The following is a 14,467-nucleotide window of genomic DNA, read 5'->3' as shown; positions in this document are numbered from 1 at the left end:
CTATTGACTATTGCTTTTATTTAATGAGAATTTTTAATATAGCTATCAAGGTACTGAATAAGTTTGAAGAAGTTATGAGGATTTTTATTTATTTTTCAGTTTTTCGATACTGTTTTTTGTTAAAGCCGAATTGAATATATCGAGCAAACCTTTTATTTCAATCTGGCGAACGCTTGGTGAATTTGCGCTTCTGTCACTGCACCAAATCCTAAGATAAGATAATTCTTGCTTTTTTCTGAATGGCGACCGTAGTACTCCGAACCAGAAAAAATTTGTATTCTCTCTTTTCTAAATTGTTGAATTACAACTTCTGCATTCTGTTCGCCTGGTAACTGAATCCAAAACTGTAAACCGCCACCTGGTAAACTCCATTACCAATCTGGAAAATCTCGCCGTAAGTAATCGGCAATCAGATTACGTTTTATGAAATGGTTCACTCGCATACGGCGCAAATGTCGCTCTACTGCTCCTGAATTTAACAAGTCTGCTAGCCATAACTGAACGACCAGACTCGTTCCTCCTTCGATTTGCCAACGTAAATTTATTAATGCTTGGATAATAGTTGGGTGAGCCACAATATATCCTACACGCAATCCGTTAAATAATACTTTAGAAAAGGTACCCATGTAGATTACCTTTTCCCTACAGTCGATCGCTTTAAGAGCAGGTAATGGATGGCGATCGAAGTAAAATTCACTATCATAGTCATCTTCAATGATTAGCGCATCGTTTTGTTGGGCTAATTGCAGCAATCGGGTACGTCTTTCTGGTGACAGTGTAATCCCTTGAGGAAAGTGATGTTCTGGCATAACATAATGTAAACTGGCTTGTTTTGCCTCTTGAGTCAGGCAAATCCCCTCTAGATCGACAGAGCAAGGTAGCCCTGTTATTCCCCGATTGATGAAGTTTTGAGGAATATTTAAATATCCAGGAACACCATAACTAATACTGTCAGCGTAAGTAGACAATAATTCTGCCAGAAGAAAGGAAGAGTGAAGTGAGCCATTGGTAATAAAAACTCGATCGGGTGTTGTTTGTATACCTCGGTTGGGTAAGACCATCTGACAAATTGCTTCTAGCAAAGCTGGATGACCGTTACTGTGTTCGTATTCTGACAACCCAGTTGCTCCCGCGTGCATTACCTTCCGAAATGCTTGGGTCATCGCCTTAAAAGGTAAATAGTCTGTCTGAACTAAACTAGGCTTAAAAGAAATTAGAGAACGAGCTTCGATGTTTGAAATCGCAGAATCGAACCGAGGGTAATTTGAGCTTGCTAAAGATAACCACTTGGGTAATGTCTGTTTTTTTTGACTCGGTGTAGTTGCTTCAATCTTGCCTAAATCCACAACCACCGTGCCGTGTCCAACCCTACTAATACAGTAACCCTGAGCACATAACTCTTCGTAAGCATTTACTACTGTCTGTCGCGAAACATTTAATTCTAATGCTAGCTGACGAGTTGGCGTTAATCGCATTTGGGGCGTTAACTCTCCCGATAAAATGCGATCACGAATTTGTTCGAGAATCTGCAAGTAATAAGGATGATGAGGATTACTACGATCGAGTTGAATGTGTAGCATATTGGTCTATAAAATTTGTCTCGAATTGGCTCGTTACGTTAAGCCAATTTTTCTATAGGATAATATTCCATAAAAAACAGTGGTAAATAAAATGGTCGCAGAACTACAAAAAATTGAAATCGTAGTAAATATTTGTATTTGAAAAGCTAAATGACTACACCCCAGGTAATTACGATTCAAGTTGGCTTACCTCAAGCTTTTGGTATCAAGGGTGCATCTAATCCAATGGATCGACCTTGGACGACAGGTTTTTTCAAAACTCCAATTGAAGGAAAAATCTGGCTTGGTTCGACCAATCTTGTCGGAGACGGACAGGCAGACCTCAAGAATCATGGTGGTGTTGAGAAAGCGATTTTAGCTTACGCAGCAGAACATTATCCAATTTGGCGGAAAAATTTGCAGTTACCAGATTTGCCCCATGGCGCATTTGGCGAAAATTTAACGATTGTTAGCCAAACAGAATCGTCCGTTTGCATTGGCGATGTTTACAATCTGGGTGAAGCAAAAATTCAAGTATCTCAGCCTCGTCAACCCTGTTGGAAATTATCTCGTCGCTGGCGAATTCGCGACCTAGCTTTGCAGGTTCAGCAAAATGGACGAATTGGATGGTATTTTCGAGTGCTAAAAGAAGGAAATATTGAACCGAACCTACCATTAATCTTACAAGACCGCCCATATCCTCAATGGACAATAGCACGAGCCAATCAAATTATGCACCAAGAGCAAAACGATCGAGAAAGTGCAGGCGAATTAGCAGTTTGTCCGCTTTTATCATCAAAATGGCAACAAACTCTGTCACGTAGTGCCAAAAAATCGCTTAACTCCGATCCTGCATCACGACTATGGGACAAGAATTAGCCGAGCGTTGCCAATTAAAATTCTGTATTTAATATAAATGAACACTCAAGTAGTTAAACTCAATCGAAATTTAATCCCTAAGATCGAAAGTCGCCTCAAAGCAGGGGAAGTCATCATTCTTCCTACAGATACCGTCTATGCATTGGTCGCTAATGGCAACGATACCGAGGCTGTCACTCGACTCAGACAAATTAAAGCCTTTACTTCTCCCCAACCTTTAGGGGTATTCACCCGCAAAGAAAAAGCAGAGCAAGTGGTGGAAGTCGATCGACCTGCTTTAGAAATGATGAGTCATTTTCCCTATCCCGTGACGATGATTATGCGCGCTAAATCTACTTTATCTGAGGCGGTAACCAATGGATTTCAAAATGTTTTTGTCACCTGTCCAGATCGATTCATTTACGATTTAATCATGGAAATACCTTTTCCCATTGTGGGAACTTCTGCTGCTTTTGCAGGCATTCAAGCAACCAATGCCGAGTTAGCAGTCAAATTTTTTGGCAATAAAGTCGATCTAATTGTCGATGGTGGTGAGAGTAAACACGGTAGAAGTGGCACTTTAGTAGATTTTACCGTGGAAGTGCCAACTATTATGACTTATGGCACAGTTTCCGTAGACGACCTCAGACCTTTACTTCCTCAAATCGTTCTTCCTTCCCACATGATGAAGTAATAATTAGTAAGAGGTGTCAATGTAATATTATGGGTGGCGTGCATTAAAACATTGAACATTGAAATGATAAATAATAAATGATAAATGTTAAATGTTAAAAATGGAACTTGTAGTTTATGGTTTACTAGCTTTTGCCCCAATTATAACCGTGTTTTTATTGCTAGTAATTGCTAGACGCTCGGCAAAACAAGCTATGCCAGTAGCCTACATAGTCACAAGTGCGATCGCCCTATTTGTCTGGCAAGTTCCCTTAGCTGCGCTCGCTGCTTCTACTATCCAAGGCTTAGTTATGGCAGCAGAAATTCTCTATATTATCTTTGGAGCAATTCTACTGCTAAATATTTTACGAGAATCTGGAGCGATCGCTACTATTCGACGCGGATTATTAGCGGTTTCTCCTGACAGGCGCATTCAGGCAATAATTATCGTCTGGCTATTCGGCAGCTTTTTAGAGGGTGCTTCTGGCTTTGGTACTCCTGCTGCTGTCTGTAGTCCTTTATTAGTAGCTTTGGGTTTCCCAGCTTTAGCTGCTGTTACCATTGCCTTGATTGCCAACAGTACCGCTGTTGTTTTTGGGGCGGTAGGTATTCCAGTTTTATTGGGAATTAATACGGGGTTAGAGGGAGCAAGTATAGTCAACAACTACATTGCCGAGCAGGGTTTTACCTACGTCGAATATTTTAAGTTAATCGTAATTAGGATCGGGGTTTTAAATAGCATCATTGGTACTTTAATTCCCCTATTTATGGTCTGTACTTTAACTCGCTATTATGGTGAGCGTAAATCCTGGCGAGAAGGTTTAGCTGTAGGCTGGTTTTCCTTATTTGCAGGGTTAGCTTTTACTGTTCCTTCTGCTTTGACGGCAATCTTTTTAGGTGCAGAGTTTCCTTCATTAATCGGTGGCTTAGTCGGTTTAGCAATTGTTGTCCCCGCAGCCCAAAAAAGGTTTTTGACTCCAAAACAAGTTTGGAATTTTCCCCTAAGAGAAACACGGTCGCATGGATGGTCGGGTAGCTTAACCGCAGCGAGCGATAATGAAGCGCGATCGGATCTTAGTTTACTAAATGCCTGGACTCCTTATGTCTTGGTAGGCTTGTTTTTGATGCTCTCCAGACTGCCATTTTTACCGTTTCAGGGGTTGCTTCAAGTACTTAAGTTTAACTTACCTAGTTTATTTGGAACAGAAATAGGCATTAACTCCCAACCTCTTTATCTCCCAGGAACAATCTTTATCTTGGTAGCAATTTTGACTTATTTCCTGCACCGCATGAAGAGAAAAGCAACGATCCGAGCAACGGTTAATGCAGTTTCCACTTTAACAGGAACAGCCCTGGTTTTAGCTGCTGCCGTACCGATGGCGAGAGTATTTATCAACTCTGGCTTCAATGAATCCAATCTTGCCAGTATGCCTGTAACCCTAGCAGATGGTGTTGCTAGTTTGGCAGGTTCTAGCTACCCCTTTTTTGCTCCAACTATTGGTGCGATGGGTTCTTTTATCGCTGGTAGTGCCACCGTCAGCAACATGATGTTTTCCCTATTCCAATTTGGAGTAGCTACTAAAATTGGTGCTTCAGCAGCGGTAGTTACAACCCTGCAAGCTATTGGTGCTGCTGCGGGTAACATGATTTGTGTGTCTAATGTGGTTGCTGCTTCGGCTACTGTGGGCTTAAGAGGTTGTGAAGGATTGCTAATTCGCCGAGTATTATTACCCCTGACTTATTATCTGATTGTTGCGGGTATTTTAGGCGCGACTGCTATTTATTTACCGAGAATAGTTTAAATTTTAAAGCGATCAATGTAACTGAGTTAAGTTATGAAACGTTTAAACAATGGATTTGGTTGCCTTTAGATGCCAAAACTAAGGAAATTGTGGGAGTTCGTGTAGGCGATACCTAAAGATTGAGAATCATATTGGAGCTATTTGGTTTTTCGTTCACCAATACAATCAATTCTTAAATCTTTAATCTATCATTTCTTAGATATATCGTCTTTTTTTCTTAAGATTGAGAAAGAAGTTCACCACCCTTTTACATCTAATCAAAGATAATCATGTCTAACATCAAATCACTGAACTTAGCAGACACTCCTGTTATAGTAAAGCCTCCTGCCAACTTGGATCGTCCAGCGCCGTTGATTATTCTTTGGCATGGTTTCGGTACACCAAGTAGTGAAGCAATGTTAGCCAAAACCTTACCTTTAGAAGAAGTACAGGCTTGGAAAGCTTATCCTGAATTACCTTTGTTTGGAGATTTAATCAAAGCAGGTAAGATAGAAGAGTTGATGCAGCGACAGTTAGAAGATTATGTTTTACGACTGCTGCTACCTACAATTGAACCAGCCCTACAAAAGCTACCCGAAATCGTTAGTCAATTGCAAGCAGAATTGAGAATCGATCCGCAGTTGGGAATTGGAATATTTGGTTTTTCAGCAGGTGGTATCGCCAGTTTGCTTACGTTAATTGAAAGTTCAGTTCCAATTAGTGCTGCTGTCTTAACTGGCGTGACTAAAGATTTGACATCGGCTATAGATATGGTTGAACGTACAACGCAGCAAAATTATCAAACGTTAAAAGAACAATATTCTTGGGTGTGACTTGAACTGATAACTTGATACGGGAAAACAGTTCCTTATGGGTTTTTCGCCCCATACCCTCGTAGAGGAATCCGCGAATAAAAACGCGGTACGCCACATGAAGAGTAAGTAATGAAATTCGTGGAAAGCAGGTGCTAAAAGTAGCCAAAAACAAGAAGGTCACTTGTTTAGGAGCGAGAGGGAAGCAATGGAAAGATGAACGTAGTCTAAGATAGCGACTAAATCGCGTTATGTTGTAAAGAGCCAAACGACCTTGATAGGCTCTAACCAAAAGGTAAGTGGGTGACAGTGACATTCCATGATTGTCACTGGGCGAAAACACAATTCCCACCGCGAAATAGCTATCCATCCTAACCACTGACCAAACATCAAGTTAATCAACAAGGTAAACCCTACAGAGTCTGTACAATCAGTAGGCTGAGAGTAATCAAAGCGGAATTCTCTGGAGGGCAGAGGAAGGAAGAAAAAGCGAATGCTGTTTTGTAATGAAACAGATAAGGGTTCAAAATTTGCCCTTGACCGAAAGGAATAGCAGACTTCTTCCTGTCATGTACGAAAGATAAGTCAAGATTGAAAGACGAACATTATGAAAAGTTTGATACTTGAAAAAGTAAATGGACATAATGAACAGTTAGAAGATTGGAGTCAAATTAAGGGTCTTGCACACTTTTGGTGATCTGACGAAAAAAGGCGATCGCGAGCCGATTAAACAGGACACAAAAATCTTTTCTTGAGTAGTTCGTGACTGGCACGACCATACATTTGCCTTTTCAACATCTTAAGTCGATTCACTTGACCTTCAACCTGTCCATTACTCCATTCATAAGTGATTCCATTTCTAACTGCATCTAAATCGTCTTTTAATTTGGTAGCAAAACCAGTTATAGCTCTGATTGCACTCGATTCGGCTTTTTCTAACCATTTGGCTAATAAATCAGGTTGTTTTCGACGAACCAAATCGGCAAAATCTATTGCCAAAGAGATTCCCGTATTAAGATCGGGATGTTGTTTTTTCAATAATTCAATGGCTTCAGTTTCAGCTTTGTTTTGATTGATGCTATGACGCAGAATTAGCCATACTGCTTGACGTACAGTCATCAGTGATTTTTTCGGTTCAAACACAAGAGGCAATGGTTTACTGGTTTTTTCTCTTGGTTTAAGTCCCTGTGCTTCACGCAGACGGTGAGTATATCGAGCTAAAGTGACATAGCTTCCTTCATAACCCTGTTCTTTAATTTCAGCATAGAGTTTTTGTGTATCGTGAAACCCAGAATTCCATCGTTCTAGAAGATATTTTTTGTAGGGAGAAACTTTACCATGTCCTTTATCACTTCGTCCCTTCCTTTCAGGAAACTTTGGGCTACGAAGATAACGAAAAACTGTACTTTTTCCAATTCCTAAATGGTGAGCAATTGCTTTTCCCCCATGACCTTTTTTGTGTAAAGCCCACACTTGGTCGTATTTTTCTTTTCTTTTCTCTCGTCTTACTTCAGCAAGTTTAAGGGCTTTTACAGGATTTGGGGGAAGTTTAATAGGTTGAGCTACAATTTTTTCGTCTTCAACAATCGGACAATTATTAGTATCATCTTCCACATTTTTCAGCAATGTTCGATGTTGATTTAATACTACTTCTAACATTTGAGCTAAATTTTGTAGTAGGTGAAAGCGGTCTGCTACCTGAATGGCTTCTGGACATCCTCTTGATGCTCCTTCTTGATAAGCTTTGGCTCTATCTCTGGAGATGATTTCAACTCCAGGATGCTCTTGTAACCATTCGGCTAAAGTGTTAGCTGTGCGGTCTGAGAGCAATTCTATTGGTTGACGAGTTTCCAAATCTACCAAAATAGTTCCGTAGGTGTGACGTTTGCGATATGCCCAATCGTCCACACCTAAAACTCTGGGTACAGAATGAGATGGTGGTGGCATCTTCATCACCAATCTAAGCAAGGTCTGACGACTAATCGTTATTCCAAGATGCTGAGTCAAACGAGAGCCTGGTAATCCTCCCTGTGCTAAACCTACTTTGGTAAGTTGAATATTCAATCTTTCTGTTCGTCTTGCCCAAGGCGCAGCTATTTTAGGCAATCGTTGAGTAAAAATCCGACGCTTGCAATTTGAATTAGAGCAGAATAATTTCTGAGTTGAAATCTTCAAGCAGACTTGATAGTTCCCCCAAGATACATCTAATAGCGATCGCTTATACGAACTATGAATGCGATTGCTTATTGAGTTACAAATTGGACAAACTGCTTGTAGATTTTTGGTTTTGACTTGTATTGTCAGTTTATTTTCTGTCTCACTGATTGACCAAGATGTTATCTTGAGACAAAAAAATCAGGCAGTAAATATTGTAGTAAAGAAGAATTGTTCAGGGACTGATTTTCTGACATAAATAACCGCTTTTTTAGCTCTTATATCATTTACTCACAAAATCTTTCTTTCTTGCTATTTTTGGTCATAGCGATCGCCTTTTTTCGTCAGATCACCAAAAGTGTGCAAGACCCTTAATGTGGGCTGATTCTGCCGATGATTTCAGGTCGGAGTGATTATAATTTCAGTCTGTTACAGCTAAGAAAAGAGAAGATTTAGAGGAAGGATTAAAAATCATCAAAGAATGGTTAGAATCCAGAGGACTGAGAATTAATAAAGAAAAAACACGAATTGTTCACGTAAGTGAAGGATTTAACTTTCTAGGGGTAAATATTCGCCAATATAAAGGCAAAACACTAATCAAACCACAGAAGGAAAAAGTCCTACAATTCTGCAAAGAAATAGGGCGAGTAATTAAATCAAGCAAATCGTGGACACAAGAAAAATTAATCCTCAAACTGAATCCTATGCTCCGAGGTTTTGCTAATTATTACAGGGGATATGTAAGTAAAGACATATTTAGCTACGTCCAGCACAGGACATGGCAATACCTATGGAGATGGGCAAAAAGAAGGCATCCTAAAAAAGGAAAAAAATGGGTTTATGACAGATACTTCAAGCGAATAAATGGACAAAAATGGACATTTATAACTGAAGGAATCAATAGGCAAGGTAAATCGAAAACTGTAACACTTTGCAACATACAAAAAGAGATACCCATCATCCGACATATCAAAGTCAAAGGGAATAATAGCCCCGACGACCCAACCCTAATCAAATACTGGAGAGATAGAAATCTAAGTATGGGCAAGAAACTTTGGGCAAAAGGCTCTAAATATGATTTAGTAGCCAAAAACCAAGGATGGATATGTCCCGTATGTGGTGAACCCCTTTTCAATGGGGAAGAAATAGATACTCATCACAAAATTCCAGTAAAGGAAGGGGGTAATAATGACCCTAAAAATCTAATACATTTACATAAACCTTGTCACAAACACACCCATTCAGGAGAGAGTCGGCTAAACAAGTAACTTTTACTTGTGAACATGACAAGAGCCGTGTGAAGGGAAACTTTCAAGCACGGTTCTGTGAGGAGGGAGGACTGGTAACAATCCAACCTTACTCGACATTGAAGAGCGACATAAACAATATAATTGGACTGAAGCATCGCGCTTGGCACAACAACGCCTAAATTTTGTCGAACGTGCTGCCGAAGTTATCCAGCGCAAACCCATCCCTGCAATTTTGTTAGCTCATGGTGTCCAAGATGAAATCTTGACTTTGGAAGAAGTAGAAACACTACATACTGCTTTAAAAACTCAGTATAAACGAGCCAAACAGCCAGAGCGTCTATCTTTAAAAACATTTGAACATCTAAAGCATCATTTGGACTTTGAAACTGCCGAAAACAATCCTCAGATGCACCAAGATTTAATTGAGCTTCAACAGGTAGTTGCAAGATGGTTTAGTAAATATTTAACTCGCTTTGAATCGACAAAATCATAGAGGAAATATAAAAGATTATATTTTTAGATTACCGTTTGTCTTTGGTACATCATATATATAGGCAAGTTATCTCGATTAAGTCTTGCTTTAAAAACTTCGGTTATTGATTTTTTTCCTAACTATCCCTGCAATATGAGGACTGACAATGGGAAAAGCCAGTTGAAACTCATAGTAATTGACAGTTTCTAGTCCAATTTGTTGAAGAATTTCTCCCGTTTTGCGGTTAGGATGACAGTTATCAAACAGAGTTTTCCAAACTGGTTCAATACCATCTTGAATTCTCCGCGTCCAAGTGCCACATTCTCCTGCAATGTGTTCGATGAAAATAAAATCGCCTCCTGGTTTGAGAATGCGTTTAATTTCTTGAAGGCTACGGTAAACTTGGTTAACGGAACAGAGAACGTGGGTACTGACAACCGTATCAATGCTTTCATCCTCCACTGGTAAGTCTTCTGCTGTTCCTTGATGCAGTTCGATGTTTAAAAGTCCTTGTTGTTGTGCTTCTCGTTTTAAGTAAGGATACATATATACATTAGGTTCGACACCAATCCAGTGAATATTATTGGGATAATAAGGCAGATTAGCTCCCGCACCAGGACCAATTTCCAAGACCTTATGCTGTAAATTTCCTAAGAGTGCTTGTTTAAGTTCTCCTAAGCTTTTATACTCAGGGCAATTGATTAGCTTAATCTCGTAATCATCGGCAGCGTTAGCTTTTGCCATGCCCCAAGCAAACAAACGTTTTTGAATAGGTGATAGATTCATGTTGTTTTTCAAGCTAAAAAAAATCACAAATTACTGATTATCTTTTGTACAATCTGTACCCCAGTAATCGCTTGCCAGCTAAATAATGCTAAAAGTATCGCGTTGAGGGAGATATGACTATAACGAGCAACCTCATTTCCTTTTTGCATATATGGGACTAGAGAAGCAGAAGTAGCAATAAGTCCTACCATGCCCAAACCCACAAATAAGTGAGGTCCAACTATTAATTTGCCGTTGTTGATATAAGTTACTGCCATTCCGCCTAAAGCCCCTATCACCATAAAAGCCAATAAAATTGAACCAACTCGATGATGTCTGTTGCTAAAATTTTGCTTAACCAACTCTTTGCGGAGTTCTTTGGGAGCATTGCGAGTACGGCGAACCTGCCAACCGAGATATAGTGCATAAATAGCAGTAAAAAACAGAATCCACATCACAAGGGGATGGAAAAATTGCGACCAAGTTTTGATGGTTTCAGGAATTTCAAAGTTCATTGTGTTCTCCTCTATTAATTGATTTATGAGAATTTTTGATTATGGCAAGTTCGAGCAAATGCCAGTAATTAGACCAATAATATTGACTTGATTTGAGCAAGTTATGAGCTTATTTTTATTTTCCCTTACAGGTAGGAAACCCCTTTGGAGTGAAAGATCGATAACTTGTGGTTGAGAATGTGTAATAAATGTCATTTGAAACCTCTTTTAAATTAAACAGTCTTGCCTAAGTTTATGGTTGGTAAGTGATAGGCATGTCCGTGAAGATGTTGACTGCGATCTCTCCTACGGTTATATCTGCGTTGGCGATTGCGAGGTTGGGATAGTTTTCTAACTAGAGAACTTTCGAGGTAAGTAATAACAGCTAAATCGGGTTCTCTTTCTGAAGTCACGATGCCTTCAATTCCCTGTTCCTCTAAACGGTTCATCAATCCGCATCCTATTCCCCCTGAAATCAAAACTTGGATATTATTTAAAGCCTGGGGGATATGAGGAAAACTATTTAGAAAAGATTCCTCTTTGGACAACTGCAAAAGTTTTTTATTAAGAATTTCTTGAGAGTTTACTTCGTAAATCCAGAAGTTTCTACATTTCCCTGTATGACTCGTTATGTTGATTCGATTTTGACTGGCAACTGCAATTTTCATGGCAATAAAATTGATTATTGAAAATTGTATTTTAGGTTGAGCGATCGCTTTTAGGTAAATAGCGATCGCTCTATGAACAATGCTGCATTTTAAATAGCTAGCTATAGCAACTTAGGAAAATTATGGGTATTGGGAGCGTGCATCGCTTGAATTCCCAAATTGGCTCGGTTAAGCAGATCGGCATCAGTTGGGATGACTCTACCACTACTGTCAAGAATAGACTGGTTAAAATTAAATCCATTGAGGTTGAAAGCTATAGTGCCGATTCCTACCGCAGCAAACCAAATACCAATAGTAGGTAAAGCTGCTAAGAGGAAATGTACCGAGCGACTATTACGGAAAGATAGTGAGGGAATGAGCAATCTACCCAAGTAGCCCACATGACCAGCTAATAGGTTATAAGTTGCTTGTTCTTGACCAAATTGGTAGCCTTTATTGGCAGATTCAGCTTCCGTGGTTTCTCGAATCAAACTGGAAGTTACTAGAGAACCGTGCATCACACTTAAGAGTGCGCCACCGAAAACCCCAGCTACACCAAGCATATGGAATGGGTGCATTAAGACGTTATGGTCGGCTTGTAGTGCCAGCATAAAGTTAAAAGTACCAGTAATACCGAGGGGCATTCCTGATGAAAAACTACCCTGACCGATAGGATAAACCAAAAATATAGCGGTTGCTGCTGCTGCTGGAGCGGAGAAAGCGACAGCTATCCAGGGACGTATTCCCAAACGGTAGCTCAACTCCCACAGTCTACCTAAATAAGCCCAAATACCGATTAAAAAGTGCAAGATAATTAGTTGGTAAGGACCGCCATTGTAGAGCCATTCTGCTACAGAACTAGCCGACCACAAGGGGTAAAAATGTAAGCCAATGGCAGCCGAAGTAGGAACAACTGCTGCTGTAGCAATATTGTTACCTCCTAAGAGCGAACCGATTACTGGCTCGCGAATACCATCAATATCTACAGGGGGAGCAGCTACAAAGGCGATCGCAAAAACGATAGTCGCAACCAGCAGGGTGGGAATCATCAGCAAGCTAAACCAGCCAAGATAGATACGATTGTCTGTGCTGGTAATCCAGCGAGAAAACCTTTCCCAAATTGGTGAAAAATCAAATTCGGGACGACGTTGAATTGTAGTAGTCATAACAGACTCCTAGTTAAATTAGTGTCAACAATGCTTAAGCTGCTTTAGAATATAAATTGCAGCTTTATTCGTTCCTCCGCTTACTTATTAATTCGAGTTTCGACGGAGGGAAATGAAATCTTTAAACCCACCAGGGTTTTTCTCCCGTACGGGGGTCGGTTTCTGTCCAGGGAGAAATGCGAATATAGTCTCCTTCCACATTTACGCGAGTAAGCTGCCAAGGTAGCGGTGCAGGACCTCTGACTACCCTCCCTTCAGGATCGTAACGAGAACCATGACAGGGGCATTGAAATTGCTCGTCGTTGGGATTCCAGGGGAAAGTACAGCCTAAATGGGTGCAGTTATCGACTATTCCCCAGGGATGCAGCGTACCATCTTCTCTAACAGTGAGATAGGTCGGTTCGCCAGCTAGTCCCGCGACTAAAGCGCGAGTCCCTGGTGGTTCTGCTAAAATTTGCCCAGCAGGAATAATATTGCCGTTAATATCTTTAGCAATAATCGAACCGTCTTCGCCGACTTCTGAGGGTGGAATAAAATATTTACCTACAGGGTAAAGAGCTGCACCAGCAGTAGCAGCAACGACTGCACCAGTGAGAAAGTTAAGTAACTGTCTCCGTGACATGGACGGACTTTCTATAGGAAGACTTCCTTCCACGTGTTATCACCTCCTAAAATATTGTTATCGGTGCGTTCTTTCAGGATGTTGAAATAGTTTCTTACTTCTGTCTTTTCTTATACTTGCAAAAAAGATGAACGATACTATAAAGACTAAACAAAAACTTTGAGGAACTTATGAGGAACAAAAAAGATTTTTCCTAATGATTGAATGCTCGGTAGTAAAATGATTGTAAATCAACTTGCAGATATATTTTTTACTTAGCAGCATCCTACGCAAACACAATTTTGGATTCTGGTTCATGACCGAGATAGAGCCAAGCAGCAGCTTTCAAAACGATTTGCGAGTAAAGAATTTTTTGAATCTCTAAACTGGGAGCGCGATTAGCAGTAGCTCGATAAGAGGCAATTTCTCCGCTTAAACTAAAGTCGGAGTTGTTTTTGTAGTGGTCGTAATCGTGAATGGCTTGAAAAGCGAATCCACAGAAAGGATTGGGATAGACTTCTGTGTTGTAGCTACGATCCGAAACATATAAGCGATCGTGAGCCAGGTCGTTCAACATTTCTTGGGCAGTTTCATAACGTTCAAAGTCAGAAGGAACGATATTAATCGGAAGTTGTTGAAATTCGCCCATAAGCCAATCACAAAGTTCTTGCCGAGTTTCGTCAGAAATTTCGGCTGGTTTCCCATTTAAATAAATTTTGGCGAGGGTTTCTAGTTTAGGTGCCATTGTATTTACCCCCTTAAGCTTTAGGTTTGCATTTTAGATAGAGTAAGCTTTAACTCCATTCCACTTTGATCTTGCCAAATTTTCTTAATTAATTCCTTGAGCTAGCTCATAATTAGAGGAAAATTATTTAATCTATCTCTTCAAAACCAAGTTCTCTTAAATAAATTACGGTTTTTCACAAATTCCTCAAATTGTTTTTTTAGCCTCAAGTTAACTCTCTTCTGTCAGACTCCGAAAACTTTTGTTATTTATAAATTCTGGAGTCTTTATAGAGAAAAGGATTACTTGATTTTTTTCTAATCAGAAAAACTCAAATTAGAAAATAACTAAAATCCTCTCGCTGTAAGGATCTATCTCGGAAAGTGACAAAAGAGAGTTAATCAAGCTCGATGTCATTCCTTGAGCTAGCTCATAGAAATCGATAAGAATTCTTTTCAAAATAAAAATAACAGGAGAGCAACAGTAATTCAGCAAGCAGCTCATGCTGTTTT

At 39.9% G+C, this 14,467-nt stretch carries 14 protein-coding genes, 1 pseudogene and 1 riboswitch; of the genes and pseudogenes, 7 read left to right on the top strand and 8 right to left on the bottom strand.

Annotation, left to right across the window (positions count from 1 at the left end):
* Nucleotides 1-371: 371 nt before the first annotated feature.
* Complete coding sequence (gene pdxR / locus STA7437_RS23120) at nt 372-1,580, bottom strand: MocR-like pyridoxine biosynthesis transcription factor PdxR (RefSeq protein ID WP_041620455.1); 1,209 nt, start codon at nt 1,578-1,580, stop codon at nt 372-374.
* A 150-nt stretch (nt 1,581-1,730) separates the two neighbouring features.
* Between pdxR and STA7437_RS23115 the strand changes: the two genes are divergently transcribed.
* From STA7437_RS23115 to STA7437_RS23100, 4 genes are all read left to right on the top strand, one after another.
* A complete protein-coding gene (locus tag STA7437_RS23115) occupies nt 1,731-2,438 on the top strand; it encodes an MOSC domain-containing protein (RefSeq protein WP_015212054.1) in 708 nt (235 codons plus the stop codon).
* Between the two features lie 37 nt (nt 2,439-2,475).
* Nucleotides 2,476-3,111: an L-threonylcarbamoyladenylate synthase gene (locus STA7437_RS23110; protein ID WP_015212053.1), complete on the top strand. Its 636-nt coding sequence runs from the start codon at nt 2,476-2,478 to the stop codon at nt 3,109-3,111.
* 100 nt (nt 3,112-3,211) lie between these two features.
* Nucleotides 3,212-4,891, top strand: coding sequence for an L-lactate permease (locus tag STA7437_RS23105; RefSeq protein WP_041620526.1), 1,680 nt, complete (start codon nt 3,212-3,214; stop codon nt 4,889-4,891).
* Nucleotides 4,892-5,160: 269 nt separating this feature from the next.
* Nucleotides 5,161-5,703, top strand: a complete 543-nt coding sequence (locus tag STA7437_RS23100) for an alpha/beta hydrolase family protein (RefSeq protein ID WP_015212051.1) — start codon at nt 5,161-5,163, stop codon at nt 5,701-5,703.
* Nucleotides 5,704-6,408: 705 nt separating this feature from the next.
* On the opposite strand, the gene STA7437_RS23095 is transcribed toward STA7437_RS23100, so the two are convergent.
* A complete protein-coding gene (locus tag STA7437_RS23095; protein WP_281169285.1) occupies nt 6,409-7,980 on the bottom strand; it encodes an ISL3 family transposase in 1,572 nt (523 codons plus the stop codon).
* 296 nt (nt 7,981-8,276) lie between these two features.
* On the opposite strand from STA7437_RS23095, the pseudogene STA7437_RS27520 reads away from it, so the two are divergent.
* The 3 genes and pseudogenes from STA7437_RS27520 to STA7437_RS23085 form a co-directional block, all read left to right on the top strand.
* Nucleotides 8,277-8,678, top strand: a pseudogene (locus STA7437_RS27520) (group II intron maturase-specific domain-containing protein); the annotation flags it as partial.
* Nucleotides 8,679-8,876: 198 nt separating this feature from the next.
* On the top strand, nt 8,877-9,104 hold the full coding sequence (locus tag STA7437_RS27515; protein ID WP_281169284.1) for an HNH endonuclease: 228 nt from the start codon (nt 8,877-8,879) through the stop codon (nt 9,102-9,104).
* A 142-nt stretch (nt 9,105-9,246) separates the two neighbouring features.
* Nucleotides 9,247-9,579, top strand: a complete 333-nt coding sequence (locus STA7437_RS23085) for a hypothetical protein (protein WP_041620452.1) — start codon at nt 9,247-9,249, stop codon at nt 9,577-9,579.
* 87 nt (nt 9,580-9,666) lie between these two features.
* On the opposite strand, the gene STA7437_RS23080 is transcribed toward STA7437_RS23085, so the two are convergent.
* From STA7437_RS23080 to STA7437_RS23055, 6 genes are all read right to left on the bottom strand, one after another.
* Nucleotides 9,667-10,344, bottom strand: coding sequence for a class I SAM-dependent methyltransferase (locus STA7437_RS23080; protein WP_015212049.1), 678 nt, complete (start codon nt 10,342-10,344; stop codon nt 9,667-9,669).
* 23 nt (nt 10,345-10,367) lie between these two features.
* Nucleotides 10,368-10,838, bottom strand: coding sequence for a DUF4079 domain-containing protein (locus STA7437_RS23075; RefSeq protein WP_015212048.1), 471 nt, complete (start codon nt 10,836-10,838; stop codon nt 10,368-10,370).
* Nucleotides 10,839-11,050: 212 nt separating this feature from the next.
* Entirely contained in the window at nt 11,051-11,485 is a 435-nt protein-coding gene (locus STA7437_RS23070; RefSeq protein WP_015212047.1) for a NifB/NifX family molybdenum-iron cluster-binding protein, read from the bottom strand.
* Between the two features lie 101 nt (nt 11,486-11,586).
* On the bottom strand, nt 11,587-12,630 hold the full coding sequence (gene psbA / locus STA7437_RS23065; protein WP_015212046.1) for a photosystem II q(b) protein: 1,044 nt from the start codon (nt 12,628-12,630) through the stop codon (nt 11,587-11,589).
* Nucleotides 12,631-12,751: 121 nt separating this feature from the next.
* The gene (petC, locus tag STA7437_RS23060) at nt 12,752-13,285 is read right to left on the bottom strand and encodes a cytochrome b6-f complex iron-sulfur subunit (RefSeq protein WP_015212045.1); all 534 of its coding nucleotides are present in this window, start codon (nt 13,283-13,285) and stop codon (nt 12,752-12,754) included.
* Between the two features lie 29 nt (nt 13,286-13,314).
* Nucleotides 13,315-13,388: riboswitch (Glutamine riboswitch) on the bottom strand.
* Between the two features lie 129 nt (nt 13,389-13,517).
* Nucleotides 13,518-13,976 (bottom strand): hypothetical protein, encoded by a 459-nt coding sequence (locus STA7437_RS23055; protein WP_015212044.1) that lies wholly within the window; start codon nt 13,974-13,976, stop codon nt 13,518-13,520.
* Nucleotides 13,977-14,467 lie beyond the last annotated feature (491 nt).

The sequence above is a fragment of the Stanieria cyanosphaera PCC 7437 genome, assembly GCF_000317575.1.
Lineage (GTDB): Bacteria > Cyanobacteriota > Cyanobacteriia > Cyanobacteriales > Xenococcaceae > Stanieria > Stanieria cyanosphaera.
This window is presented reverse-complemented; position numbering and strand designations above follow the sequence as displayed.